At 65.7% G+C, this 24,235-nt stretch carries 23 protein-coding genes and 1 tRNA gene; 20 read left to right on the forward strand and 4 right to left on the reverse strand.

Going from position 1 to position 24,235, the window contains the following annotated elements:
* The first annotated feature begins 60 nt into the window (after positions 1–60).
* The 3 genes from B2585_RS03885 (at position 61) to B2585_RS03895 (ending at position 7,567) form a co-directional block, all read left to right on the forward strand.
* Positions 61–5,277 (forward strand): hypothetical protein, encoded by a 5,217-nt coding sequence (locus tag B2585_RS03885; RefSeq protein WP_292020199.1) that lies wholly within the window; start codon positions 61–63, stop codon positions 5,275–5,277.
* A 233-nt stretch (positions 5,278–5,510) separates the two neighbouring features.
* Positions 5,511–6,407, forward strand: a complete 897-nt coding sequence (locus B2585_RS03890) for an MBL fold metallo-hydrolase (RefSeq protein WP_292020201.1) — start codon at positions 5,511–5,513, stop codon at positions 6,405–6,407.
* A 137-nt stretch (positions 6,408–6,544) separates the two neighbouring features.
* Entirely contained in the window at positions 6,545–7,567 is a 1,023-nt protein-coding gene (locus B2585_RS03895) for a TRAP transporter substrate-binding protein (protein ID WP_292020202.1), read from the forward strand.
* 83 nt (positions 7,568–7,650) lie between these two features.
* On the opposite strand, the gene B2585_RS03900 is transcribed toward B2585_RS03895, so the two are convergent.
* Positions 7,651–9,579, reverse strand: a complete 1,929-nt coding sequence (locus B2585_RS03900) for a TRAP transporter large permease subunit (protein ID WP_292020206.1) — start codon at positions 9,577–9,579, stop codon at positions 7,651–7,653.
* A 123-nt stretch (positions 9,580–9,702) separates the two neighbouring features.
* Positions 9,703–10,632 carry a VOC family protein gene (locus B2585_RS03905; RefSeq protein WP_292020208.1) on the reverse strand — a complete coding sequence of 310 codons (930 nt, stop codon included), beginning with the start codon at positions 10,630–10,632 and terminating at the stop codon, positions 9,703–9,705.
* 113 nt (positions 10,633–10,745) lie between these two features.
* Here B2585_RS03905 and B2585_RS03910 point away from each other — a divergent pair, with 113 nt between their 5' ends.
* The 3 genes from B2585_RS03910 (at position 10,746) to B2585_RS03920 (ending at position 13,545) form a co-directional block, all read left to right on the forward strand.
* The gene (locus B2585_RS03910; RefSeq protein ID WP_292020210.1) at positions 10,746–11,678 is read left to right on the forward strand and encodes a LysR family transcriptional regulator; all 933 of its coding nucleotides are present in this window, start codon (positions 10,746–10,748) and stop codon (positions 11,676–11,678) included.
* Positions 11,679–11,744: 66 nt separating this feature from the next.
* Positions 11,745–12,869 carry an FAD-dependent oxidoreductase gene (locus tag B2585_RS03915; RefSeq protein WP_292020212.1) on the forward strand — a complete coding sequence of 375 codons (1,125 nt, stop codon included), beginning with the start codon at positions 11,745–11,747 and terminating at the stop codon, positions 12,867–12,869.
* A gap of 10 nt (positions 12,870–12,879) precedes the next feature.
* Positions 12,880–13,545: a glutathione S-transferase family protein gene (locus B2585_RS03920; protein WP_292020214.1), complete on the forward strand. Its 666-nt coding sequence runs from the start codon at positions 12,880–12,882 to the stop codon at positions 13,543–13,545.
* A gap of 9 nt (positions 13,546–13,554) precedes the next feature.
* On the opposite strand, the gene B2585_RS03925 is transcribed toward B2585_RS03920, so the two are convergent.
* On the reverse strand, positions 13,555–15,270 hold the full coding sequence (locus B2585_RS03925; protein WP_292020216.1) for a thiamine pyrophosphate-requiring protein: 1,716 nt from the start codon (positions 15,268–15,270) through the stop codon (positions 13,555–13,557).
* A gap of 129 nt (positions 15,271–15,399) precedes the next feature.
* Positions 15,400–15,474: transfer RNA gene (locus tag B2585_RS03930), tRNA-Thr, on the reverse strand.
* An 86-nt stretch (positions 15,475–15,560) separates the two neighbouring features.
* Between B2585_RS03930 and B2585_RS03935 the strand changes: the two genes are divergently transcribed.
* The 14 genes from B2585_RS03935 to B2585_RS04000 all read left to right on the forward strand — a co-directional run bounded on the left by B2585_RS03935 (position 15,561) and on the right by B2585_RS04000 (position 24,178).
* On the forward strand, positions 15,561–15,710 hold the full coding sequence (locus B2585_RS03935; protein WP_292020218.1) for a hypothetical protein: 150 nt from the start codon (positions 15,561–15,563) through the stop codon (positions 15,708–15,710).
* Positions 15,711–15,720: 10 nt separating this feature from the next.
* A complete protein-coding gene (murA, locus tag B2585_RS03940) occupies positions 15,721–16,986 on the forward strand; it encodes a UDP-N-acetylglucosamine 1-carboxyvinyltransferase (RefSeq protein ID WP_292020220.1) in 1,266 nt (421 codons plus the stop codon).
* Positions 16,983–17,462 (forward strand): DUF2948 family protein, encoded by a 480-nt coding sequence (locus tag B2585_RS03945; RefSeq protein ID WP_292020222.1) that lies wholly within the window; start codon positions 16,983–16,985, stop codon positions 17,460–17,462. Before murA ends, B2585_RS03945 begins: the two co-directional genes overlap by 4 nt.
* Before the next feature lie 4 nt (positions 17,463–17,466).
* Positions 17,467–18,771, forward strand: a complete 1,305-nt coding sequence (gene hisD, locus B2585_RS03950; protein WP_292020224.1) for a histidinol dehydrogenase — start codon at positions 17,467–17,469, stop codon at positions 18,769–18,771.
* Positions 18,772–18,843: 72 nt separating this feature from the next.
* Positions 18,844–19,320 carry a UPF0262 family protein gene (locus tag B2585_RS03955; protein ID WP_292020226.1) on the forward strand — a complete coding sequence of 159 codons (477 nt, stop codon included), beginning with the start codon at positions 18,844–18,846 and terminating at the stop codon, positions 19,318–19,320.
* Positions 19,321–19,347: 27 nt separating this feature from the next.
* The gene (locus tag B2585_RS03960) at positions 19,348–19,776 is read left to right on the forward strand and encodes a low molecular weight phosphatase family protein (RefSeq protein ID WP_292020266.1); all 429 of its coding nucleotides are present in this window, start codon (positions 19,348–19,350) and stop codon (positions 19,774–19,776) included.
* Between the two features lie 8 nt (positions 19,777–19,784).
* Entirely contained in the window at positions 19,785–20,210 is a 426-nt protein-coding gene (locus B2585_RS03965) for a nuclear transport factor 2 family protein (RefSeq protein WP_292020228.1), read from the forward strand.
* Positions 20,207–20,605, forward strand: a complete 399-nt coding sequence (locus B2585_RS03970; RefSeq protein ID WP_292020230.1) for a nuclear transport factor 2 family protein — start codon at positions 20,207–20,209, stop codon at positions 20,603–20,605. The genes B2585_RS03965 and B2585_RS03970 overlap by 4 nt, the downstream gene beginning before the upstream one ends.
* A complete protein-coding gene (locus tag B2585_RS03975) occupies positions 20,605–21,192 on the forward strand; it encodes a GNAT family N-acetyltransferase (protein WP_292020232.1) in 588 nt (195 codons plus the stop codon). The genes B2585_RS03970 and B2585_RS03975 overlap by 1 nt, the downstream gene beginning before the upstream one ends.
* 18 nt (positions 21,193–21,210) lie before the next feature.
* Positions 21,211–22,086: a carbon-nitrogen hydrolase family protein gene (locus B2585_RS03980; protein ID WP_292020233.1), complete on the forward strand. Its 876-nt coding sequence runs from the start codon at positions 21,211–21,213 to the stop codon at positions 22,084–22,086.
* Positions 22,087–22,163: 77 nt separating this feature from the next.
* Complete coding sequence (infA, locus tag B2585_RS03985; RefSeq protein WP_292020236.1) at positions 22,164–22,382, forward strand: translation initiation factor IF-1; 219 nt, start codon at positions 22,164–22,166, stop codon at positions 22,380–22,382.
* Positions 22,366–22,962 (forward strand): Maf family protein, encoded by a 597-nt coding sequence (locus B2585_RS03990; protein ID WP_292020269.1) that lies wholly within the window; start codon positions 22,366–22,368, stop codon positions 22,960–22,962. Before infA ends, B2585_RS03990 begins: the two co-directional genes overlap by 17 nt.
* Positions 22,959–23,984, forward strand: coding sequence for a ribonuclease E/G (locus B2585_RS03995; protein ID WP_292020239.1), 1,026 nt, complete (start codon positions 22,959–22,961; stop codon positions 23,982–23,984). Before B2585_RS03990 ends, B2585_RS03995 begins: the two co-directional genes overlap by 4 nt.
* Positions 23,984–24,178, forward strand: a complete 195-nt coding sequence (locus B2585_RS04000; RefSeq protein ID WP_292020241.1) for a DNA gyrase inhibitor YacG — start codon at positions 23,984–23,986, stop codon at positions 24,176–24,178. Before B2585_RS03995 ends, B2585_RS04000 begins: the two co-directional genes overlap by 1 nt.
* Positions 24,179–24,235 lie beyond the last annotated feature (57 nt).

The following is a 24,235-nucleotide window of genomic DNA, read 5'->3' on the forward strand; positions in this document are numbered from 1 at the left end:
GGGTTTCGGTGTCCGGGCGGACAGTGAACTTCGACTCACCGCGAATCGGGAATCGCGGTTATGCTTGACCCAACGGAAGGACGGACTGGTGGGATAATACGGCGGAATTTCGGGTTCGGCGGGGCGTGCGCCCGCAGTGCAGCGGCGCGGGTCTTCGTTGTACTTTGCCTCCTGATCGCCGTTTCCATCGCCGGGCCTGTCCGGGCGCAGGACGACCGGGGCCTTCCGGGTGGGCCGGTTCTGGGCGACGGGTTTCGCGAGCTGGAGAAGCGGCAGACGATCTGCCCCTCCTGCAAGGACGCTGAAGCGGCTTATCACGCTGAGGTCGACCGCTACCGCAACGAGCGCGCGCAATATGACCGGCTGGCGGGCGAGGTTCGCAGCGCGGCGGACGCGTTCGTGGCGCTGCGCGACCGGATCGACACCCTGCAGGAGACCGCCGCGCAGCTTGACGCCTTTGCCGACGAAATGCGGGCCGAAGACGCCTATACCCGGGACGATTATGTGCCGCGGGTCGAGGCGAGCCGGAACGCCTCGGATGCCTACAGCCAGTACTACGATGCGCGCGAGGATCTGCCCGAGGTGCGCGCCGCGCTGGACGCTGCGCTCGACCGGCTCGAGGTGCAGCGCGGTCGGACGGTGGCGGCGATGCAGGCGGCGATCAGCCTCGAACTCGCGATGTATCGCTGCGAGTTCGCCTGCGAGACCGACGAACTGGACCTCGACGTCCGGGTGGGTCAGCCGGAGCCGCCCGCAAGCCCCACGCTGATCGACCCGTCGCAATTGCCGGAAATCGAGAACTTCGTCGGCGTCGTCGCGGCCTGCGCCGAATGCCTTCCACTGTCGGAAAAGGTAAACCAATTGCGGTCCCACAGGCGCAGCTTCGCCTCCGACGCGCATTCCTATTACGAGAGCATGACCCGCAATCAGCAGTTGCTCGACCGGCTGGCGAAGGAGGCCACGGCGCTTGAGGCAGCGGAACGCCAGCTCTATCAACGGCTCGCGCGGGGCTTTCAGGGCAGCGAGCCGCCTGACGGGGCCGAGCGGATCGACTGGATCATCGACAAGCTGGACCAGAGCGATGCGGCCAATGAGTTGCGCGCCATCGCCGCGCGCCGGGCGCAGGTCGCGCGGGACATGGCCGGGACCGCACAGGTGGTGCAGGATCAGTTCCAGGCTGTGCTGGAAAACATCGCCAACTACCACGCCCATACGGTCCTGCTGGCTGATGCTGAACGGGCGCTGGCGGAGTGTGAAGAGAACTGCCCGCCGCCGCCGCGTGACCCGGCGGACGATCCCTACACCGATCCGAATTACCCGATGCAGGACAACATCGACCCGCTGGTGGCGAAATGCTGGGAGTGTCAGCCTCTGGCCGAGGCGCTCATCAAGTCTCTGGTGGACCGGCGTCGCGTGGCAGGCGACATCCAGACGGTCGTCTGGCTCATCAAGGGGCGGCGCGGAGAGATCGAGCGCAAGTCGTCGCGCTACGACGCGCTCGACGCCGAGGCCCGCGAGATGGGGCAGCTCCTGCGCATCGGGGCGGAGGGCGGCGCGAACGTGAATTACGCCCTCGCGCGGCTGTTCGAGATCGAGACGGAGCAGACCCAGCTCACGCAGGACATCCTCGCGGCGGAAGGGGAAATCCCGCGGCTGGAGTCCGACCTTGAGGAGCTGATGGCGCGGCACACGGCGCTGTCGCGGCTGATCGAGGAACAGCGCGCGGCGCTCGACATCTGCGAATTCAACAAGTGCAAGGGCGAGGACGGTCAGCCGCTTGTCAGCCTGACACCGCCGCTGATCGACCCGGCTTACCCGGTGCCCGAACCCTACACTTATGCTGCGACCGACTGCTTGTCGTGTCAGCCGCTCGTCGATCAGATCAACGGGCTTATGCTGGAGCGATACACTCTCGCGGGCCGGATACAATCCACGGTTGGCCAAATCGCCTCGGACCGCGCGGCCCTTGAGGACCTGAACGGGCAGTTGGCAGAGCTTGCCGACCGGATCGACGAAACGGGGTGGCCCTATCAGAACGCCGAAACACCGGCGGAGAAAGCGCACGCGGCCGTGCCGCTCGACGCGGCCATCGACGCGGAGCGCAGGGTGCAGGCGCAGGCCGACGCGCTGAAACTGGCCATCGCGGCGAAAGAGGCCGAAGTCGAGGCTATGGTGGCGCGCCATGAGGCCATCGCGGGCGAGCTGCGCGACCTCAACCGCAGGCTGGCGGAATGCGAGCGCGCCTGTGCCGATCCCGAGGAGGAGGACATCTTCCTGGCCGGTGAAGACCCGTTCGTGGCGACGGACTGTCCGCCCTGCGTGCAACTGGCCTCGCAGGTCAATGACGCGGTGGGGAGCCTGATCACCGCGCGGCGCGCGTTGGCTGAGGCGAACAAGGCGTTTTCCGATCTCGCCGGTGCCGCGACGGCGCGACGCGATCGGCTGGCCGAGATCGATGCGGCGTTTTCTGAACTCATTCCGCTCTGGACGGCTGCCTATGTCGCCGAGGAGCGACCGCCGGAGTTCCAGGAACTGGACGACCGTTACGAGGCGCTGGACCGCGAACAGCAAAAGCTGGAGGAGGAACGGGCCGGGGAGAGCGAGGCGCGGCGCGCGGCTCTGGCCGACGTGGACGCGGCACAGAAAAGGGTGGACGACCTGCACACGCTGATCGCGAAGCTCAAGGTCGATCTTCTGGATTGCGAGAAACAGTGCCAGCCGCCGGAGGAGGGCACCGAGACCGCGCTGCCGGAGACGCCTTTTGTCGCCACCGATTGCCAGCCATGCCAGGTGCTGGCCAGCCGGGTGAACGACGTCGTGGGCAGTCTCATCTCATTGCGCCGCCAATTGGCCGAGGCCGGGGCGGAGCTTGAGGGCCTGCGCACGAAGACGGGGGAGCTCGAGGCCGCGCGGACCGAGGCGGAAGCAGCCTATGACCGGCTTCAGGACGACTTCCTCAAGCCCGAGAACCGCGACCGGGACGACCTGAGCGACGCGCTTTACGAAGCGGATGACGCGCAACTCGACGCCGAGGACGCGGTGCAGAAGAACGAGCGCGACATCGAAAAGGCGGTGGACGGGATAAAGGCGCTTCAGGCGCAGATCGCGCAGTACGAGGCGGCCGAAGCCGACCTGCGCGCGCAGCTCGCCGAGTGTGAAAAGCAATGTCAGCCACCCGAGGAAGGCACCGAGACCGCGTTGCCCGAGACGCCCTTCGTGACCACCGATTGCGCCGCCTGCGTCACGCTGGCCTCAATGGTGAACGACGTGGTCGGGTCACGCATCGGGGCCGAGCGCAGGCTAGGAGAAGCGCGTGAGGCGCGTGCGGCACTGGACGCGGATGCCGAGGCGCGCGAGGACCGGATCGGGGAGCTTCGCGACCAGTTGCGGGAAAACGAGCGGGCGCGCGAGGGCATCACGGACATAGACGAATACACCCCGTTCTTCGACGAGGCGGAGCGGTTGGGGAGTGAGCTTGTCAGGCTCGAATTCGAGAAAGAGGACGCGCCGGACAAGGTCGCGAAGGCCGACAAGGCGATGGCCGACCTTGAAGCCGAGATTGCGCGGCTCACGCGGCAGGAAGCCGACCTCAAGAAGCAGCTCGCGGAGTGTGAGGACCGCTGCAACCAGCCCGACGAAACGGCACTGGCACCGGACCCGGACCCCAGCCCGTTCGTCACCACTGACTGCCCGCCGTGCGCGCGGCTGGCCTCGATGGTCAACGACGCTGTCGGGTCCCACATCGGGGCGGAGCGGGTAGCGGAAACACTGCGGAGCAAGGTGGGTGACATCCGCGACGAGATCGCCGGGATGCAGGCCGAGGTCGCCGCCGAGGCGGATGACGTCGACCGGTTGTTCCTTGAAGACGACCTCAATCTGCTCGAAGTGGATCTGGAGTTTGCCGAGGACGATCTGGCCAAAGCCGAGGCGAAGGTGGCTGACCTTGCGCGGCAGGTCGCGGCGCTGAAGGCGCAACTGGCCGAATGCGAAAAAGAATGTGCGCCAAGCGGAGAGGGGCCGGATGAAACAGCCGTGGCCCCGGAGCCGGAGCCCGATCCGCGCTTTGCCCGGACCGATTGCGAGCCCTGCGAACAGATCGTGGCGGCGCTGAACGATGTGATCGGTAGCCGGATCGGGACCGAGGACAGGCTGGCGACGGCACGGGCAGAGCATGAGCGGCGCGCGGCGGAATTGGCCGCCGTGGACGCGGAGACTGAGGCCGCGCAGGATGCGTTCGCGGCCGCCGCAGTCGAGAAGGCCCGACTGGAAGCGGCGGGCGAGGATGCGTCCGCCCAGAAAGCCGCATTCGACGAAAACCTCGACCGCGCGGCGGACCTGTCGTTCCGGTCGGACGAGCTGTTTCCGGGGGTGCAGGAGGCGATAGAGCGGGTGCGTGAGATCGAGGCGGAGCTTGCTTCGCTCGAAGCAGAAGAAGCCCGCCTGCGCGCGGCTCTGGAAGAGTGCGAAGAGCAGTGCGGCGGGGCCTCGGCGGCGATGCTGCCGGACATGCTGCTCGAAAAACTGCAACCGGACGATTGCCGCGCGGGCGGGGCCTGTAGCTTCCAGCTGACGGCGGTCAATGCGTCCGGGTCGGCCTATGAGGGTCCGCTCTTCCTGAGCGAGACCGGCCGCGTCGACGCGGGGGGCAACGGCGCTTTGTTCGATGGCTGGCATTGCTCGCCCGCGGCCGGGGCGAACTCCATCTGTCTTCACGAGGGCGAGGTCGCGGCGGGGGAGAGCGTTGGGCTTTCAATCCCGATCCGCCTGCCGGGCTATGTCGCGGCGGGGTCCGAAAACTGCGTTCGGCTCGAATTCGCGACCGATCCGCGCAAGCTGTTGCAACTGATACAAGTCGGGCTGGCTGCGCGTGGGCTGAACCCGGGGGCGGCCGATGGGCTCATGGGCCCGCGCACACGCGCCGCGATCCGGGCCTTCGGCGAGGCGACGGGGCAGGAGATCGACCCGGCAGACCTGTCGGCGGTGTACCGCGCCATGTTCGGGAGCGATCCTGCCGAGGCGCCTGCTGACGCGGCGCAGGCCTGTATCGAGATGGAGGTCGAGAACCCGCCGCGCGCCGCGCCCCTGCCCACGAACCGGACGACGACAAACCGCACGACCACCACCACCACGACCCAGCCGACGCCGGCGCCGCAGTCGGGCCTGCGCATACCGGGGTTCCAGATCACCATTCCGTTCGGCGAGAGCGGCGGGGGCGAGCGCGAGGGTGGGCATTCCAGCCCCGGCGGCTTCGGCCTCCAGCTCAACTTCGGTGAGTAAAGCGGGGCTGCCGGCCCCCGGACTTCGATGGTGACCCTGCCGTTGGGAGTGGAGTGACAGCCGCGTGTCGCTCAGGCGGGGATCCTTGATGCGCAGCGGTTCGTGACGGCAGTCTGAGTCCATTCGTCGACCCATTCACCGTGCCAATGGGTCAGATTTGTCGTTGCAATTTTTCCAATACATCGCCCCGTGCTACCACACCCGCCAAGTCGAGCGCGCAGGGAGGCAGGCTCTTGGATCAATCCACCACGTTCGTAACCTTGGGCACCGGCGGCGGGCCGATGCAGCAGGAGACCCGCGCCCAGCCCGCGCATTTGTTGCAGGTTGGCGGCATGTCGATCCTGATCGACTGTGGCGAGGGGGCGGCGACGCAGATGAAGAAGGCGGGTGTCGACTTCCGGAATCTCGACCACATCGTCCTGACACATCACCACTTCGACCACATCGGCAGCCTGTTCGCGATCCTCGGTCTCAGCATGATGACCCAGCGACGCGATCCCCTGACCATCTACGGGCCGAAAGGCACCGCGCAGATCGTCGAGGGGCTGGCGGCGGCCTGCGATGTGCCCAACGACATCGGGTTCGGGGTGCCGGGCCAGACGCTGCCCCATCCACGCGACTTCGTAACGGTGCAGGAGCTGTCGCCGGGTGATGTCGCCACGATCGGGGAGGTGACGCTCACCTGCTGCGAGAACACGCATTACCGGGGCGAGGCGGATTTCGGCACGCCGGGCCACATCTCTCTCTCGGTGCGGTTCGACACGTCGGACCGGTCGATCCTGTTCACCGGCGACACCGGTCCCTGTACGGCGGTCGAGACGCTGGCGCAGGGGGTGGACTTGCTGGTGGGCGAGATGATGGACGTGGACCTGACCATGTCGCGGGTGAAAGCCAACTACCCCGACATGCCCGCCGAACGCGAGGCCATGATCCGCACGCATCTGTCCGATCATCACCTCACGGCCGAGCAATTGGGTGAGTTGGCATCGCGGGCGTCGGCCAAAAAGGTTGTCGCCGTCCATTTCGCACCGGCCACCGTCACGCCGGACACCGCCGGAACCTACGCCGCGCGCATCGCATCCGTCTTCGAGGGTGAGATCCATATGGGTGAGGATCTGGGCCGATACTGAAACGCAAAGCGGGCTGAACTATCTGTCGGGTCAATGGATTGCATTGACCTTATCAAATTTTCAAATCCATCAGGTGCTGCCTACACTGGCGCGAGCCCGCGAAAGCACCGGGTTTGAAAGACCAACGGGAGGACCACATGGGAAAGACCATTCTGGCTGGCGCACTCGCTGCCGCCACCGCACTTACGCCGCTTGCCGCTTCGGCCGAAACGCTGATCTTCGGCACCGGCAACGTACCGATGAATCCGATCAACCAACGGATCATGGAGCCCTGGGCCGAGGCAGTGAACGCCGACGCCGGCGATGCGCTCGAAATCTCCGTGCGCCATGGCCCGGCACTTGTGAGCCCGCAGAACTACGTCGACCGGGTCACGGACGATGTCGTGCAAATGGCCTGGGGCATGCTCGCGTTCGATCCTGGCCGGTTCCCCCGTGCGCTGGTCTCGACGATGCCGTTCATTGAAGGCTCGGCTGAGGCCGGTGCGATGGCGTTCTGCAAGCTCTACGAAGAGGGCGCGTTCGGCGATGACCTTGCGGACTACAAACCGCTGTTCTTCGTGCCGTTCCCGCAGACCCGCATGCACCTGAAGGATGCGGAGCTGACGTCCTTCTCCGATCTCGAAGGCAAGAAGATCGCGGTCGGCAGCCCGGTGGCCGCTGCCATCGTGTCGGCCAATGGCGGCACCCCCCTGTCGACGATCCTGCCCGACATGTACCAGGCGCTTCAGCGTGGAACGGCGGACGGCATTTTCATGAACTACACGGCCTTTCCGGGGTTCAAGCTGAACGAAGTGACGACCGATCACCTCGACGCGGCGCTCGGCGGGGCGACCGGCATGGTCTTCATGCTGCAGTCCCGTTACGACGCGTTGTCGGATGAGGCGAAAGCGGTGCTCGACGCACATTCCGGCTGCGATGTGAGCCGTGAGATGGGCGCCAAGGTGGACCAGTGGGAAGCCGACTCCAAGGGCTTCGTGATGTCGCAGGACGGGCATACCTTCAACGAGGTCGATCCTGAGGAAGCACAGGCGATGAAAGAGAAGCTCTTCGACGGTGTTGTCGCGGGCTATGCCGAGCGTGTGCCGGGTGGTGCCGAGCTTGCCCAGAAGTGGGAAGCGGCGATGGCCGAGGCACAGGCCGAGATCGACAGCGGCTCCTGATCCTCGGACAGACGAAACGGAAAACCCCGGCCAGTGCGGACTGGCCGGGGTTTTTCTTTGTCCGGTGGGTCTGGCCGACCCGGTCAGTTCATCGTCGACGGTAGCCAGAGCGACAGGGCCGGAAAGGCGATGATCAGGATGATCTTGAACAGGTCCGCGACGATGAAGGGCAGCACACCGCGCATCACGGTGGTCAGGCTGATCTTCGGGTCGATGTTCTTGATGATGAACAGGTTCATGCCGAAGGGTGGCGTGATCATCCCGATCTCTACCACGACGAGCATCAGCACGCCCCAGAACAGCATGTCGTAGCCAAGGTCGAGGATGATCGGTGTGACGACGGGCAGGGTGATGATCATCACGCCGAAACTGTCCATCACGGAGCCGAGCAGAAGATAGACCACCACGAGCAGCGCGAGGATCAGGATCGGGCGCGCGTCGATGCCCGAGATCCAGGCGGCGACGAGGCCCGGCGCGCCGCTGAGGTTCACGAAGAAGGCGAACATCAGCCCGCCGAAGATGAGGGCATAGATCATGGCGACCGTGGTCGTCGTCTCGGAGAACACGCGCAGGAGCGTGGCGCGGTTCAGGCGTCCGCGCAGGACGGCGAGCGCGAAGGCGCTGATCGCGCCGACGGCCGCGCTTTCGGTGACGGTGAAGATACCACTGTAGAGGCCACCGATCACGACGACGAACATGGCGACTACAGGACCCGCGCTGATGAACGCATCGCGGATTTCGGCCAGCGTGGCGCGCTGGGCCTGTGGGGCGGCTTCCTTCGAGAAGGTCACGACCGCGAAGACCGCGCCGAAGTAGAGGAAGATGGCCAGAACGGCGGGCAGCATCGCGGCGACGAACAGCGCGCCGATGGATTCTTCCGTCAGCAGGGCGAAGAGGATGATGACGCCGGAGGGCGGCACGAGTGCACCCAGTGTGCCGCCTGCGGCGACGGTGGCGGTGGAGAGGGTGGGTGCGTAGCCCAGCTTTTTCATCTCCGGAAGCGCCATGCGCCCGAAGGTGGCCGAGGTCACGATGGAATTGCCCGATACAGCGCCGAAGCCTGCACAGGCCGCAATGGTGGCATAGGCCAGACCGCCCCGAAACGATCCCAGCATGACGTGGCCCAGCCGGAAGAGGTCATGCGACACCCCAGCGGCGACCGAAAAGGCGCCCATGATGAGGAACAGGGGCAGGGTGGCCACCTGATCGTTGCGCAGGAAGTCCGCCGAGTCCCCGCCGAATGTGTTGACTGCCGCGTCCGGTCCAAGCACCGCGAGCGCCCCGATCACGCCGATTACCGCCGTGACCGAGCCGAGCGGGAACTGGAGGAACACGCCGAGCCACAGCAGGGCGAAGCCGACCAGGACGGTGGTGCCGGGGTTAAGGAGCACGAAGGTCGTGAAACTCCCCATGTCGGTCAGGATCCAGAAAAGGATACCCAGGGACAAGGCGGCAAGGGCGGCGGCCAGCAGGTAGACGATCAGGCTCGTCCCTTGCCCGGCAGGCGTGCGGAGCGCGGTGCGGATGTCGCTCAGAACGTGGAGCGCCTGCACGATCGCCGAGGCGGCCATGGACAGCGAAATGGCGTAATAGGCGGGGGCCAGCGACAGCTCCAGGAGTGCGGTCGCGCGGCCCTGATCCGCATAACGATCAGCCAGCCCCCAGATGCTGAAGGCCAGCATGATGAAGAAGGTGAGGAGAAGGGCCGATCCCACGACATTGAGCCAGGCGGTCATGCGGGGGCCGGTCAGCGGTGCGAGGAGGTCGATCTTGAGATTGACGCGATTGGCCGCGCCGGCGGGGAAGGTCGCGGCGACGGCGACGGCGAAGACCAGCGACATGATCTCGTTCAGTGCGAAGACCGATGTGCCGTAGAGCCACCGGCCAAGCACGTCCACCACGACAACCCCCGCGCCCAGCAGGATCCCGGTGATCGAGACCACGGCGATAGTGCTGGTGATGGTGCGAATCCAGCGTTCCGCGCCGTTGGCCTGAAGTGTTTCGGTCTGCATTTGTCGTCTCCCCTCTGCCCCCGGCCGGCCAAGGTGGCCGCTCCTCCCGGAAAAAGCGCCGGGCGGACCATTCGGTGCCGCCCGGTGCATGTTCGATAGATCAGGTCCGGTCGTTCGGCGTGATCATGACTTGCCCGGAGGCGGGCCGCCCGGGGCCCATTTCTCGACGTTCTCGAAGAGGAACAGCTGCGAGTTCTCGGGGCTCATCGGTGCCTCCCGCAGGGTCCAGTCCCCGTCGTGCTGGTCCATGTCGGCATCGTATTCAATGTTCACGGCGAGAGGCGAGGAAAAGTACCAAAACCAGTTGGAGCCGAACTTGTGGCGGCCCGGACCCCAGAAGCTCTCGTATCCCTTCTGTACCATCCGCGAGCCCGCGAGCATGAGCTCGGTCGGCCCCTGCATGTGGAAGGCCAGGTGTTCGAGGCCTTGCATGTATTCCGGCGTCTGGATCATGAAGAGAACGTGGTGGTCGTGGTTCGCCTGCGGTCGCAGGAACGGGCCGGTGTTGGTGAACTGGTCCGTGATGACGAAGCCAAGACGGTCAATGTAGAACTTCGACATCGCCTCCATGTCGGGCACGAAATAGACGATATGGCTGAGCGTACGCGGCTTCGCCTCGGCGTCCTGGTTCGCCCCGATCTCGTTCGGCGCGCGACCGGGCTTGGCCCCGGGCGAGTTGATGAGCTCCGCCGGCAGGTTCAGCTCGACCCGGCGCGTCACGCGGAACGCGATCTCGAAGTTCATGTCGTCCTTGCAGGAGATCGTGCCATCAGCGGACTTCCTGACTTCGCGGTCCTTGGACAACTCGGCCTCGATCGCATCGAGCGCGGCCTGATCCTCGACGCCCCAGATGGTCTGGCGAATCTTCGTGCTCGTGGGCAGGGGCGGCGGCAGGTCGGGGTCGTCCACGGGTTTGATCCGCACGGCGGTCTTGTCCAGGGCTTCGAACAATCCGTCCTCGGCCTCGGTCAGTCCGTAGTCCGACAGGAATGCGCGGCAATCCTCGATATTGTCGACGCCAAAAACCAGCTCGTCCGGTCCGATGATGCGCATGACGATGATCCTCCTAATTCGGTTGCGTGAATTTAGGAGGCTTTCACATATTTCGAAAATGGATATTCTTCATATGATCCATTGATGGAACGGATGGAATTGGAGCTTCGACAATGCGGTTCAAGAAACTCGATCTCAACCTGTTGGTGGCGCTGGACCACATGCTGGAACTGCGCTCGGTGACGGGGGCGGCCGACCGCATGTTCATGAGCCAGTCGGCCATGTCCAATGCGCTCACACGGCTCAGAACCTATTTCGGTGACCCGCTTCTCGTGCAGGTCGGGCGGCGCATGGAGCTGACACCGCGCGCCGAGTCGTTGCGCCCGATGATCCGCGACATCCTTGTGCGGATGGAGGCGGCGATCGACACGCGGCCAGAGTTCCTGCCGGAGGAATCCGACCGGACCTTCAACCTGCTTCTGTCCGACTACAGCCTGCGGGTGCTTATGCCGGAGGTGTTCAAGCGGGTGGGGCGGGAGAATGCGAAGGTGCGCTTCAACCTGCGTGCGCAGGAAGAGGCCCCCTACACGCAGATCGCGCGGGGCGAAGTGGACCTGCTGATCGCGCCGGAGCCGTATACCTCGAAAGATCACCCATCGGCGCTTTTGTACGAGGATCGTTACATGGTCGCGGTTTGCAGGCATGGCCGATATGGCGAGGGGCCGATCGACCGCGAGGCCTTTGAAACTGCGGGGCATGTCACGATGGTGCCCCCCCAGCAGGCCCGGACGGCGGACGGAGAACTGCTTGCAGAAGCGGGGCTGTCGCGCCGAATCGAAGTGACGACATTCTCGTTTACCTCATTGCCGCGACTCGTCGCCGGGACGGATCGCATGGCCACCGTCCATGGCCGATTGGCAAAGCTGATGGCGGACCAGGAGGATATTGTCTTTCACCCGATGCCGGTCGAAACGCGGGCCTTGCGCCAGATGATGCAGTGGCATGTGCTTCGGGATGAAGATCCGGGGCTGCGATGGCTGCGCGGGATCATGGCGTCGACAGCCGCCTCCCTTGGACCTATTCATGCTGTGGATGCGTCGGATTAGACCTTTCCATTTCTCAAATGCACCCGTGCTGCCTACGCTTCGCCTCGAACAGGGAGGAGACACCGGATGCAGGTGGAAAAAGCACTCATCGTGGGTGGCGGCATCGGCGGGCTGACCGCCGGTATCGCGTTGCGGGCCAAGGGGATCGGCGTCGAGATCATCGAGCGCGACCCGGAATGGACCGTCTATGGCGTCGGGATCATCCAGCAGATGAACGTGATCCGGGCGATGGACGCGCTCGGCGTGTTGGACGACTACCTCTCTTATGCTCAGGGGTTCGACAAGACGACGCTCTTTGTCGGGCCGCAGGGCCACAAGGAGGCGGAGTTCGAGGCCCCGCGCCTCGCCGGGCCGCAATATCCGTCGAACGCGGGCATCCTGCGCCGCGACCTTCAAAAGGTGCTGGCAGACAAGGTGACGGCGGTCGGCGCGACAGTCCGCCTCGGCGTGACCGTCGAAGAGATGGAGGATGACGGCGACGGGGTGGACGTGACGTTCTCGGACGGGACAACGGGCCGCTATGACATCGTCGTGGGCGCGGACGGCGTGTTTTCGGCCACGCGCCGGATGATCCTGCCCGATGCGCCAACGCCGCGCTACACCGGTCAGTGGGTCTGGCGCTACAACCTGCCTCGGCCCGATACCCTCGATGGTATCCACATTTTCGCGGGACCCTGCAACGCGGGCCTCGTGCCGATGAACGAAGAGCTGATTTACATGTTCGTTCTGAGTGAGGAACCGGAGGATTACCGCCTCCCTCGCGAGGGTGCCGCAGCGACGATGCGCGAACGCGCCGCGCGCATGGCGCCGCCGCAGATCAAGGCCTGGCTCGACCATATCACGGCGGACGATGAGGTGGTCGCCCGGCCGCTTGAGGTCATCCTGCTCGAGGGCGACTGGCACAAGGGGCGCGTGGTGTTGCTGGGCGATGCCGTTCATGCGGCTACGCCGCATCTTGCGCAAGGCGCCGGCATGGCCATCGAGGACGGTCTGGTGCTGGCAGACGAGATCGGAAAAGGCGACACGCCCCAGGACGTCTTCGCGGCCTATCGCAAGCGGCGGCTGCCGCGAGTATCGCATGTCGCCAAGACTTCGATCCTGATCGGCGAGGCCCAGATGGGCAAGGTGCCGCCTGTGGACGTCGGCAAACTGAACGGACAGACGATGGCCATGATGGCCGAGCCGATCTGAGGAGAGCTCAATGACCTACACACTCTACGCAGCCCCCGGTGCCTGCTCGCGCGTTCCGATGATGGCATTGGAGGAGGCGGGCGCGGAGTTCCGGATCGAACTCGTCCGCTTCATGAAGGGTGCGCACAGGTCGCCGGACTACCTTGCCCTGAATCCGGCGGGCAAGGTTCCGCTCCTCGTGACGCCGGACGGCCCGCTGTCGGAAAACGTGGCGATCGCGCTTTACCTCGCGGGGCGGTATCCCGGCCTCTTGCCGGCGATGGACGACGCCTATGCGGCGGCACAGGTTACGGCGAACCTCGCCTTCTGTTCTTCAACGCTCCATCCCATCGTGACGCGCATCCGGATGCCGATGTTCATGGCGGACGGGGATGAGGCCGTGGCCTCGGTCAGGGAAAAGGCGATGGTGGCGATGGCGCCCTTTGCCAAGTTGGTCGATGAGAAGATCGGAGAGGGGCCGTGGTGGTACGGGGCGGACTGGTCGATTCAGGATGCCTATGTCTACTGGGTCTGGTTCCGCATCACCGGGGCCGGGTTCGACGGAACGCCGTATCCGAACTGGGCCGCCCACGCCGCGCGGATGGAAGCGCGCGACAGCGTGGCCCGGGCGCTTGAGAGAGATGCGGCCCTTCAGGCCCAGCTCGAGGAGGAGGGGCTCGCCCCGCCGATGCGCTAGGCGCCGACCTCAGCGCGCGATGGCAATGTTGAGGAGAACCTGCCTGCGCTCGCCGGTCGCCACCTCGATCGCGCGCTCCAGCGCGGCGGGGAGGTCTTTGCCGTCGGTAATCGTGACGGCGAAAGCGCGGCTTGCCTCGGCGGTCCGGGTGAAATCCGGGCTGGGGGTCAGCGCGGTCATCGGCACCTCGTTGGCGCGGGACACGTCGCCGTCGGCATAGAGAGACTGTGTGCCGTGGCGCACTGCGCCCCATTCGCCGTTGTTCAGCACCAGCACGATCACCGGCAGGTCATAGGCCTCGGCGACCTGATGGCAGACGGTGGGATTGGCGAACATGTAACTACCGTCGCCCATCGTCGCGAAGATCAGCCGGTCCCGGTCCGCGAGCTGTGCGCCAAGCGCGGCTGCGAAGCCCCAGCCGAGACCGCCGGAATGGGGCTCCTGAAAGTAACTCTTGTGGGCGTCCAGATCGAGATGGGTCAGGGGGCAGCCAAGCTCGTGATAAACCGTCGCCGTGCGTCCCCGGATCGCGGCACTCAGGCAGTGTGACACCCAGGCCTTCGTCATCGGGCATCCGTCGCCTTGCTGGGCGACCTTGGTGTTTTCCGCGCGCGTCGCCCGTGCGGCGGTGGTGATGCGGTCCCGGCGGGTGGCGAGCCGGGTTTCGTCGCGGGGCAGGGCCGCGACCGCCTCGATCAACGCGAGCAGCGTCGGCCCGGTCTCGCCCGCCAACGAGACATGGGACGCGAAGTTGCGCACCGGCGTTCGGCTGAAAAGCGGGTCCGGGCCGAGCTGGATCACCTTCACGTCCGGGCGCAGGGTCACCGTGTCCGGCCACCAGGGCGCGAGCGAGTCCAGCACCAGCACCACGTCGGCTTCTTCGAGGAACGCATTGGGAGACCAGCCGATATGCATCGGGTGGCCGGTCGCAAGGGCGATCTGGTTGGGCCAGTATTGCGACACCGGCAAGGCGCGGTCGGTCACGAATCCTGCGAAAGCATCGAATGCCTCCTGCGTGCCCACTCCGCGCTGGGCGATGATGAGCGGCTTGTCCGCCTCGGCCAGCAGCCGCGCGGCGCGGTCGAGAGCGGCGGGGTCGGGCGCGGCGACGGTCGGGGACAGCGCGGAAGGTTGGTCGAGACCGGTGGCCGGGGTGGGCTCACACAGAACCTCGCGCGGGAGGCTCAGGTAGACCGGACCCTTCGGCGTCGAGTTCGCGATGGCCCAGCATCGGTCGAACAGGTCCGAGACCTGCTCGGGGAAGCGCAGTTCATAGTCCCACTTGGTGCATTCGCGGATCAGGGAACTCTGGTCGAACATTTCCTGTCCCCAGTTGATCGGGGTCGACCGCGCGCCGAACCGCCCGCTTTCGACGACGGGCGTGCGTCCGGACATGAGGATCATGGGCACCTGATCGCACCAGGCGTTGATCGCTCCGGTGACCGCATTGCCGAGCCCCACATTGGTGTGCAGCATGACCGCCTGCGGCCGCCCGGTCATCTGGTAGTAGCCGTGCGCCATGCCCACCGCGACGCTTTCATGCGGGCAGGTGATCGGCTCCGGGAGGTCGATGCCGCTCCGCTGAGCCTGCACCAGACCCTCGATGATCGGCGGGAAATCCGTGCCGGAATTGGCGAAGACATGATCGACCCCGAGCGCCTTGAGCTTTCCGAAGATCGCGCCCCCTGCGGTGATGGTGCTGCGGTCAGGTGCGGAATCGTCCATGCTGTGCTCTCCGGGCGTTGGGGCTGCCAGGCACGAGTTTCGCACAGCGGCGCCGTCAGGTCACGTCGCAGCGGATCGAAACGAATTGGCCATTTTAGGGCAGCGACAAACGCGGATTTTGAAGGAGGATGGTGCCGCAGGGGAGGATTGAACTCCCGACCTCACCCTTACCAAGGGTGCGCTCTACCACTGAGCTACTGCGGCGAACCGTGGCGGGTGATTAGACCCAATTCGCCAATGGTGCAAGCGCAATCTGGACGGTTTTTCCCCGCTGCGTTAAGGAGGTCCGCATGAGCAGGAAACCCGATCTTTCACCCAAGGAAAAGGCCGCGCAGGAGCGTGACGACCGGCTCAAGGCCGCGCTCAAGGCGAACATGGCCCGCCGCAAGGCACAGGCCCGCGCGCGCGACGCCGGGACGAAAGACGACACGGACGCATGAAGGGGCAGACATGGACAGCATCGTAGTCACGGGGGGCGGGGCGCTCTCGGGCGAAATACCCATCGCGGGGGCGAAGAACGCCTGCCTCGCACTCATGCCGGCGACACTGTTGTCGGAGGATCCGCTGACGCTGACCAACGCGCCGCGGCTGTCGGACATCAAGACGATGACGACGCTCCTGCAATCTCTGGGGGCCGAGGCGACAGGGCTTCAGGACGGTCAGGTGCTTGCCATGTCGTCGCATGATCTGACCTCGACGCGGGCGGACTATGACATCGTGCGCAAGATGCGCGCCTCGAACCTCGTGCTCGGGCCCCTGATCGCGCGCTTCGGTCATGCCGAGGTGTCGCTGCCCGGCGGCTGCGCCATCGGGGCGCGACCGATGGACCTGCATATTCACGGGCTCGAAAAGCTGGGCGCCGAGATCGAGTTGCGCGATGGCTATCTGCACGCCAAGGCACCGGGCGGCCTCAAAGGGGCCGAGATCGCGCTAGAATTCGCAAGCGTCGGCGCGACCGAGAACATCGTCATGGCCGCGACGCTGGCCAAGGGCACGACAGTACTCACCAACGCCGCCCGAGAGCCGGAGATCGTCGACCTCGTGAAATGCCTGCGTGCGATGGGGGCGCAGATCGACGGCGAGGGGACCAGCCGGATCGAGATCCAGGGTGTCGACCGCCTGCACGGTGCCACGCATCAGGTGGTCGCCGACCGGATCGAGCTGGGCACCTACATGCTGGCCCCGGCCATCGCGGGGGGCGAAGTGGAGTGCCTTGGCGGCAAGATGTCACTCGTCGAGGCCTTCGTGGAACGCCTCGAAGCGGCGGGCATCGGCGTCGAGGAAACCGAGCGCGGGCTCAAGGTCTCGCGCGGCGAAGGGCGTGTCTCGGCGGTAGACGTGACGACCGAGCCGTTCCCCGGCTTCCCGACCGATTTGCAGGCCCAGATCATGGCGATGCTCTGCACCGCCGAGGGGACCTCGACGCTCAACGAGACGATTTTCGAGAACCGCTTCATGCACGCGCCGGAGTTGACCCGGATGGGCGCCAACATCGACGTTCAGGGCGGCACGGCGACGGTCACAGGGGTCGAGAAACTGCGCGGCGCGCCGGTCATGGCGACGGACCTGCGCGCGTCGGTCTCGTTGATCCTTGCGGGCCTTGCGGCCGAGGGCGAAACGGTGGTCAGCCGGGTCTATCACCTCGACCGGGGTTATGAGCATGTGGTGCGCAAATTGCAGGGCGTGGGTGCCCGGATCGAACGGGTGAAGGCATGACCGAAGACGCAAAATTCGAGGACGGGGGCGATACGCCGCTCCGCCTTCTCGCCGTCGATGCCGATGACCTCGGCGTCATCGCAGCGCTGACTCAGGACGCGGTGTTTCCGGGCGACGAGATGGCGTGGTATCCCAAGGACCGTGAGTTTGCGCTGCTGCTCAATCGGTTCCGCTGGGAAGACAGCGAAGTCGCCCAGAAGCGGGGGCGTCCCGTGGAGCGGGTGCAGTCGGTGCTGCTCTTCGGCGATGTTCAGAAAGTGCAATCGCAGGGCGTGGAACGGCGTGACGGCGATACCATCATGTCGCTTTTGTCCATTACCTTCGAACCGGGGGAGGACGGCACGGGCCGCGTGATCCTGACGCTCGCCGGGGACGGTGCCATCGCGCTCGACGTCGAGACGATCAACGCGCGGCTCCAGGATGTGACGCGCCCCTACCTCGCGCCGTCACGCAAAACCCCCGATCATCCGGAGTAAATCGATGCCGGACCTCCTCGACACAACCGATCCGGACTTCGAAGCCCGGTTCACCGCGCTGCTGGGCGCCAAGCGCGAGGACAGCCCGGACGTGGATGAGACCGTCGCGGGGATCATCGCGGACGTGCGGTCGCGCGGCGATGCGGCGGTGCTGGGGCTGACCGCGAAATTCGACCGGCTCGAGTTGACGGCCCAGACCATGCGGATGTCGGCAGGCGAGATCGCGGCGGAGAGCGCCAAGGTCTCGGACGCCGAACGGGCTGCGCTTGAGACAGCTGCGGCGCGCATCCGGGCCTATCATCGGCGGCAGGTGCCAACCGACGAGTCCTGGACCGACGAAACCGGCGCGACGCTCGGCTGGCGGTGGAGCGCGGTGTCGGCGGCGGGGCTCTATGTGCCCGGCGGGCTGGCGTCCTATCCGTCGAGCGTTCTGATGAACGCGATCCCTGCCAAGGTCGCCGGGGTCGGGCGGCTCGTCGTGACCGTGCCGACGCCGGACGGGGTCATCAACCCGCTTGTCATGTGCGCCTGCGAGATCGCGGGTGTGGACGAGGTTTATCGTATCGGCGGGGCGCAGGCGATTGCCGCGCTCGCCTATGGGACCGAGACGCTCGCGCCGGTGGACAAGATCACGGGGCCGGGCAACGCCTTTGTGGCTGCCGCAAAGCGGCGCGTCTTCGGGCGGGTGGGGATCGACATGATCGCGGGGCCCTCAGAGATCCTCGTGATCGCCGACCGTGACAATGACCCGGATTTCCTCGCCCTCGACCTGATGAGCCAGGCGGAGCATGACGAAAGCGCCCAGTCGATCCTGATCACGGACGACGCGGCCTTCGGTCAGGCCGTGGCGGAGGCGGTGGAGGCGCGGCTCGAAACGCTCGAGCGCCGCGCCATTGCGGGGGCGAGCTGGCGTGACTTCGGTGCGGTCATCACCGTGCGCGACCTCGACGAGGCGGCGCAGCTGTCCGACCGGATCGCGCCCGAGCACCTCGAACTCTGCGTAGCCGATCCCGAGGCGCTGTCGGACAAAGTCACCCACGCCGGCGCGATCTTCCTCGGCCAGTACACACCGGAGGCCATCGGGGATTACGTCGGAGGGCCGAACCATGTGCTGCCCACGGCACGCTCGGCGCGGTTCTCTTCGGGTTTGTCGGTTCTCGACTTCATGAAGCGCACCACGCTGGCACGCATGACACCCGCCGCCCTCAAGGCGATCGGACCGGCGGCTGAAACGCTGGCCAAGGCCGAAAGCCTCGAAGCGCACGGGCTGTCGGTGCGCGCCCGGCTTGACCGCCTGAACGAGAATTAACGTCTCAACTGCTTCGTCGTTGTGCCCTCAACACGGTTTGGGTATCCCTGTGCGAAAGACGGGGTGGGACGGATGAACCGTATCAGCAAGATTGATATCGACGAAAAGGGGCTGGCGGCGCCGACGCCGGCGATCGAGCAGGAACGCAAGGTCGCGGTCTTCGACCTGCTCGAAGACAACAGCTTCACCCCGCTGCCGCGGGACGGGCAGGCGGTGCCGGAAGGGCCTTACGAATTGGGCCTGTCGATCCGGGAAAAGCGCCTCGTCGTCGCCATAGCGACCGAGGGCGGTGAGCAGGCGGGGGAAATCCACCTCTCGCTGGGGCCGTTCCGGCAGGTGGTGAAAGACTATTTCCAGATTTGCGAAAGCTATTTCGATGCGGTGAAGAAGTTGCCACCCGGCCAGATCGAGGCCATCGACATGGCCCGGCGCGGCATCCACAACGAGGGCGCGCGCGTTCTCATGGAACGGCTGGAGGGCAAGGCGGACCTCGATATCGACACGGCGCGGCGCCTGTTCACCCTGATCTGCGTGTTGCACTGGGGCTGACGCGTGGTCTCCTCCTTCCCTCAATCGGTGCTGTTCTGCTGCGACCACAACGCGGTCCGCTCGCCGATGGCGGAGGGAATGATGAAGAAATACTACGGCGATCAGGTCTATGTTCAGTCCGCAGGTGTGAAGAGCGAGCTGGACGTGGACGGTTTCTCGGTCGCGGTCTGTGAGGAGATCGGGGTGGCGCTGTCCAACCACCGTGCCCGCAGCTTCGACGAGATGCAGGAATGGGGCGACGACCTGTCATCTTATGACCTGATCGTCGCGCTATCGCCAGCAAGCCAGCGCAAGGTGCTTGACCTTACACGTTACCATCATCTGGAGGTGGAATACTGGCCGGTGATGGACCCGACGGGCCTGGGCACCAAGCGCGACGAAAAGCTCGCGGCGTACCGTCAGGCCCGCGATCAGATACGGGAGCGCATGATCTCGCGCTTCGGCGCACCGCGATAGGGGAGAAGATGGAACCGCAGCAAGCAAAGGCCTTGATAGATACCGCGTGGCGGGCCATCAGCCAGTGCGACTGGGACACGCTGGAGACGCTGTCCCATCCCGATGCCGCCATGCGCTATGGCGCGTCGCAGCGGGTCGCCGGACCCGGTGGCGTCCGGGCCTTTTTTGAGCACTACGGCCAGAACTACCGGCTCGACATGCGTGACTACCATCCGCTCGTGAGCGGCGACCGGGCCGCCGTCGAGACGCGGCTCAGGCTGACCTACCACACCACCAAGGCGGGCTTTCCGGAGGCACGGGGCCAGTTTGCCGTCGTTCCCTTCGCGTCGTTCATCACATTCCGCGACAACCTCTTCTATCGCACGCACTTGGTGTATTCGCTCGACGACTGGATGCGGGTGTTCGATGCCGCACCGGAGGCACAGGGCCGATGACCGAAGAAGACATCGTCGCTGTCGCCGATATCATGTTCACGGCAGCAAATCACCGTGACTGGGACAATGCGCTGCGATACGTCAGCCACGAAACGGTGATCAACATCGGTCCGCTCGGGGAGTTGCGAGGCAAGACCGGGGCCGATGGCGTGATCGCCTATTTCGAGAGGCACTACGACTTCAAGTTCCTCAGCTGGCAGCACACCGTGGAGGGGTGCGAGAGCGCGACGCTCGCGACCGCCAGGTTGACCTACCTCGAAACCGTCCACGGGCTGCCGGAGGCGACAGGACAGGTGGCGGAAATTCCGGTGGCCGTCTTCGGCACATGGCGCGATGGCTATCTGGAGCGGGTGCGGTTCATCATCTCCTTCGTAGATTTCATGAGCGCCGTCTGATGCCCTTGCGGTTTGCGCCGCTGACGGGGTCCGACCTCGCAACCCGTCTGGACGATGTCGCGCGCTTGCGGATCGAGGTGTTCCGCGACTGGCCTTACCTTTATGACGGCGATCTGGCTTATGAGCGGTCTTACCTGCAAGGCTACCGCGACAGCGCCGGGGCGATTGTCGTGGGCGCATTCGATGGGGACAGGCTGGTGGGCGCTGCCACGGGTTCGCCGCTTGCCGACCATGCCGAAGAATTCAGCGACGCCTTCGCCGGGTCGGGCGTGGAGACCGACGATGTGTTCTACTGCGCCGAGTCGGTTCTGCGCGTGCGCTATCGCGGGCAGGGGGCAGGCCATGCCTTTTTCGACCTGCGCGAGGCGCATGCCCGGGCCCTCGGCGCGCGTTATGCAGCCTTCTGCGCAGTGGTGCGGCCGGAGGATCATCCGGACCGGCCTGCCGGCTACCAGCCGCTCGACCCGTTCTGGCGAAAGCGTGGATATGACAAGGTTCCGGGCGCGGTGGCGCGTTTCACTTGGAAAGATGTCGGAAAAGGAGAAGAGGATGCAAAACCGCTTCAGGTCTGGCTGCGTGAATTGTGAGCCTTCGGGAGGGGTTCGGTGAAGATCGCTGCCGCGTGCTACCCGGTTGACGGGCCGGACTCCTGGGCCGGGTGGGAGGACAAGGCCGAGGCATGGGTTGCGGATGCCGGGGCCGATATCGCCGTCTTTCCCGAATATGGCGCGATGGAACTGGCCGCGATCACTGGCGCGCGCGGACTTTCGGCCGAAATGCGCGCCGTGTCGGAGGCCTTGCCGCGGGCGTGGGATCATTGGGCGAGGTTGGCCACACGTTACGACATTCACATCCTCGCCCCGTCCGGCCCCGTGTTCGACGGCGACGCCCCCGTCAACCGCGCCATGTTCTTAGCCCCCTCCGGCAAGCGACAGGCGCATGACAAGCGTGTCCGGACGCCGTGGGAGCGCGACCCGATGGGCTGTGCCCCGGGCGGTGCGCCTGTCTTGATGGACACGACGCTGGGCCGGGTTGGCGTGCAGATCTGTTATGATTGTGAATTCCCGCTTGCGACTCGGGCTATGGCCGAGGCCGGGCTGGACGTGCTCCTCGTTCCCTCACAAACCGAGGCGATGGCCGGCTTCTCCCGCGTCCGCACAGGTGCGCGCGCACGCGCGCTTGAGGCCCAGTGCGTGGTGGCGCACGCCCCGACGCAAGGGCAGGCCGCGTGGTCGGAGGTGGTAGACGAAAACACAGGTGCCGCAGGCATTTACGTTCCATCCGACCACGGCTTGCCCGAAACCGGGATTCTCGCACAAGGCGCGATGAACACGCCCGGCTGGACCCGGGTCGAGCTGGACGTTGCCCGCCTGCAAACCGTGCGCACGGCGGGCGGTGTGCGCACACGCACCGACTGGCCGGAACAATTCGGCGCGGACGCCGTTTCCATCCCGCCCATCCCCCTCGTATCCCTTCGTTGAATCGCCCTTGATAATTCGGGCGTTTGGGACCATTTAAGGGCACCCGCAGCAAGCGGGTGAATAACTATGGAGTGAACATGGCCAAGGAAGAACTGCTCGAATTTCCCGGCGTCGTGAAGGAACTCCTGCCGAATGCGACGTTTCGGGTCGAGCTGGAAAACGGCCATGAGATCATCGCGCACACGGCAGGCAAGTTGCGCAAGAACCGCATCCGCGTTCTGACCGGCGACCGAGTCCAGGTCGAGATGACCCCCTATGATCTGACGAAGGGTCGGATCAATTACCGCTTCCGGTAAGCCGAGGCTCATCCTCGGGTCCGGGTCGCCACGGCGCGCCGAACTGATCGGCACGCTGGGGATCGAGGCGGACGAGGTGCGGCCCCCCGATATCGACGAGACACCCCTGAAAGGCGAGGATCCACGCGCCTATTGCCGCCGCGTGACGCGTGGCAAGGCCCAGGCGATGGACGTCAGTGCGGGCGAGGTGGCGCTTTGTGCTGACACCACCGTCGCGCTGGGTCGCAGGATCATGGGCAAGCCTACGGATGCAGGGGAAGCGGCGCAATTTCTGCATCTGCTGTCGGGCCGGCGTCACAAGGTCATCACCTGTGTGGCGGTGCGCACCCCCGAACGAGTGTGGGAGCGTGAAGTGGTCACCACGGTGAAGTTGAAGCGGCTCTCGGATGTGGAGGTGAACGCCTACCTCGCCAGCGGAGACTGGCAGGGCAAGGCCGGCGCCTACGCGATTCAGGGACCGGCCGGTGCCTTCGTGCCGTGGATTCAAGGCAGCTACACGGCGGTCATGGGCCTTCCCGTGGCCGAGACCGCGGCGCTTCTGACCGCCGCCGGTTATCCGGTCTATGGAGGATGGGCATGAAAGGGTCGGTGATCGCGCTGGACGAAATCGACGGGCGTCGTGCGGCGGCCCTCGTCGTCGATGGCACGCTCGAAGACCTGCTCGTCGATCCGGCGGACCACCCCGGCCCACTCCCCGGTGCGATCTATCGCGGCATCTGCGAACGCCCGATGAAGGGGCAGGGGGGCATGTTCCTCGACCTCGGGGGCACGCGTGGGTTTCTGCGCCAGGCCAAAGGTCTCGCCCCCGGTCAACCGCTCCTCGTGCAGGTCAGCGGCTGGGCGGAGGCGGGCAAGGCACCTGCGGTCTCCACCAAAGTGCTCTTCAAATCCCGCTATGCCATCGTCACGCCCGAGGCCCCGGGCCTCAACCTCTCCCGGCAGGTGCGCGACGAGGAGGAGCGTGTGCGCCTGCTCGAGATCGCTGACGCGGTGATGGAGGGCTCGCCTTATGGCCTGATCGTGCGGTCCTCGGCCGAAGGCGCCGATGACGGCGCGGTGGCCGAAGATATCGCAGAGATGCGCACATTGGCCGAAGCCGTGCTGGGCGACGCCCAGGGGCGCGAGCCTGAATTGCTCGTCGACGGTCCTGATGCGCATGTCTCGGCCTGGCGCGACTGGCCCGTGCCGGATGTGCTGGACGAGGCTCCGGGCAGTTTCGAGACGAACGGGATCGCCGACCTGCTCGACCGCGCGCTCGCGTCGCGACAGGCGTTGGCGGGCGGTGCCTATGCCTTCGTCGAACCGACCCGTGCGCTTGTCGCGGTGGACGTGAACACGGGGAGCGACACGTCGCTCGCTGCCGGGCTCAAGGCCAACATCGCGCTGGCCCGCGACCTGCCGCGCCTTCTGCGCCTGCGGGGGCTCGGTGGTCAGGTCACGCTCGACCTCGCGCCGATGCCGAAGAAGGACCGCGCGGCCTTTGAGCAGGTCCTGCGTGCCGCCTTCCGTCGTGACGGCATCGAAACCACCCTTGCAGGTTGGACCCCGCTTGGGCATTTTGAGCTCCAACGCAAGAGAGACCGGCTTCCCGTGGAGCTTTGATGACCTGCCCGATCTGCGCAAAGGACAGCGATCCGAAATACCGCCCCTTCTGCTCGCGCCGCTGCGCCGATGTGGACCTGGGCAAGTGGCTGAACGGCTCCTATCGTGTCGCGTCAGAGGACCCGGACGACATCGAGGATCTCATCGAGGAGATGGAGCGCGAGCTCTCTAAAGAGTCCCCGAAACCGCACTGAAAAAGTCCCCGATTCCCTCTGGACACCTGCCGCGCCCCCGACTAGAAAACGCCGACC

Source organism: Maritimibacter sp. UBA3975 (assembly GCF_002384975.1).
Taxonomy (GTDB): domain Bacteria; phylum Pseudomonadota; class Alphaproteobacteria; order Rhodobacterales; family Rhodobacteraceae; genus Maritimibacter.

What these genes read in the sequence shown, in the direction of transcription:
- B2585_RS03885 (WP_292020199.1), top strand. Translation starts at nt 61, where the DNA reads ATGCTTGACCCAACGGAAGGACGGACTGGTGGGATAATACGGCGGAAT.
- infA (WP_292020236.1), top strand. Translation starts at nt 22,164, where the DNA reads ATGGCCAAGGAAGAACTGCTCGAATTTCCCGGCGTCGTGAAGGAACTC.
- B2585_RS03955 (WP_292020226.1), top strand. Translation starts at nt 18,844, where the DNA reads ATGAACCGTATCAGCAAGATTGATATCGACGAAAAGGGGCTGGCGGCG.
- B2585_RS03935 (WP_292020218.1), top strand. Translation starts at nt 15,561, where the DNA reads ATGAGCAGGAAACCCGATCTTTCACCCAAGGAAAAGGCCGCGCAGGAG.
- B2585_RS03915 (WP_292020212.1), top strand. Translation starts at nt 11,745, where the DNA reads ATGCAGGTGGAAAAAGCACTCATCGTGGGTGGCGGCATCGGCGGGCTG.
- B2585_RS03925 (WP_292020216.1), bottom strand. Translation starts at nt 15,270, where the DNA reads ATGGACGATTCCGCACCTGACCGCAGCACCATCACCGCAGGGGGCGCG.
- B2585_RS03965 (WP_292020228.1), top strand. Translation starts at nt 19,785, where the DNA reads ATGGAACCGCAGCAAGCAAAGGCCTTGATAGATACCGCGTGGCGGGCC.
- B2585_RS03900 (WP_292020206.1), bottom strand. Translation starts at nt 9,579, where the DNA reads ATGCAGACCGAAACACTTCAGGCCAACGGCGCGGAACGCTGGATTCGC.
- B2585_RS03905 (WP_292020208.1), bottom strand. Translation starts at nt 10,632, where the DNA reads ATGCGCATCATCGGACCGGACGAGCTGGTTTTTGGCGTCGACAATATC.
- hisD (WP_292020224.1), top strand. Translation starts at nt 17,467, where the DNA reads ATGCCGGACCTCCTCGACACAACCGATCCGGACTTCGAAGCCCGGTTC.
- murA (WP_292020220.1), top strand. Translation starts at nt 15,721, where the DNA reads ATGGACAGCATCGTAGTCACGGGGGGCGGGGCGCTCTCGGGCGAAATA.
- B2585_RS04000 (WP_292020241.1), top strand. Translation starts at nt 23,984, where the DNA reads ATGACCTGCCCGATCTGCGCAAAGGACAGCGATCCGAAATACCGCCCC.
- B2585_RS03895 (WP_292020202.1), top strand. Translation starts at nt 6,545, where the DNA reads ATGGGAAAGACCATTCTGGCTGGCGCACTCGCTGCCGCCACCGCACTT.
- B2585_RS03970 (WP_292020230.1), top strand. Translation starts at nt 20,207, where the DNA reads ATGACCGAAGAAGACATCGTCGCTGTCGCCGATATCATGTTCACGGCA.
- B2585_RS03910 (WP_292020210.1), top strand. Translation starts at nt 10,746, where the DNA reads ATGCGGTTCAAGAAACTCGATCTCAACCTGTTGGTGGCGCTGGACCAC.
- B2585_RS03995 (WP_292020239.1), top strand. Translation starts at nt 22,959, where the DNA reads ATGAAAGGGTCGGTGATCGCGCTGGACGAAATCGACGGGCGTCGTGCG.
- B2585_RS03975 (WP_292020232.1), top strand. Translation starts at nt 20,605, where the DNA reads ATGCCCTTGCGGTTTGCGCCGCTGACGGGGTCCGACCTCGCAACCCGT.
- B2585_RS03920 (WP_292020214.1), top strand. Translation starts at nt 12,880, where the DNA reads ATGACCTACACACTCTACGCAGCCCCCGGTGCCTGCTCGCGCGTTCCG.
- B2585_RS03945 (WP_292020222.1), top strand. Translation starts at nt 16,983, where the DNA reads ATGACCGAAGACGCAAAATTCGAGGACGGGGGCGATACGCCGCTCCGC.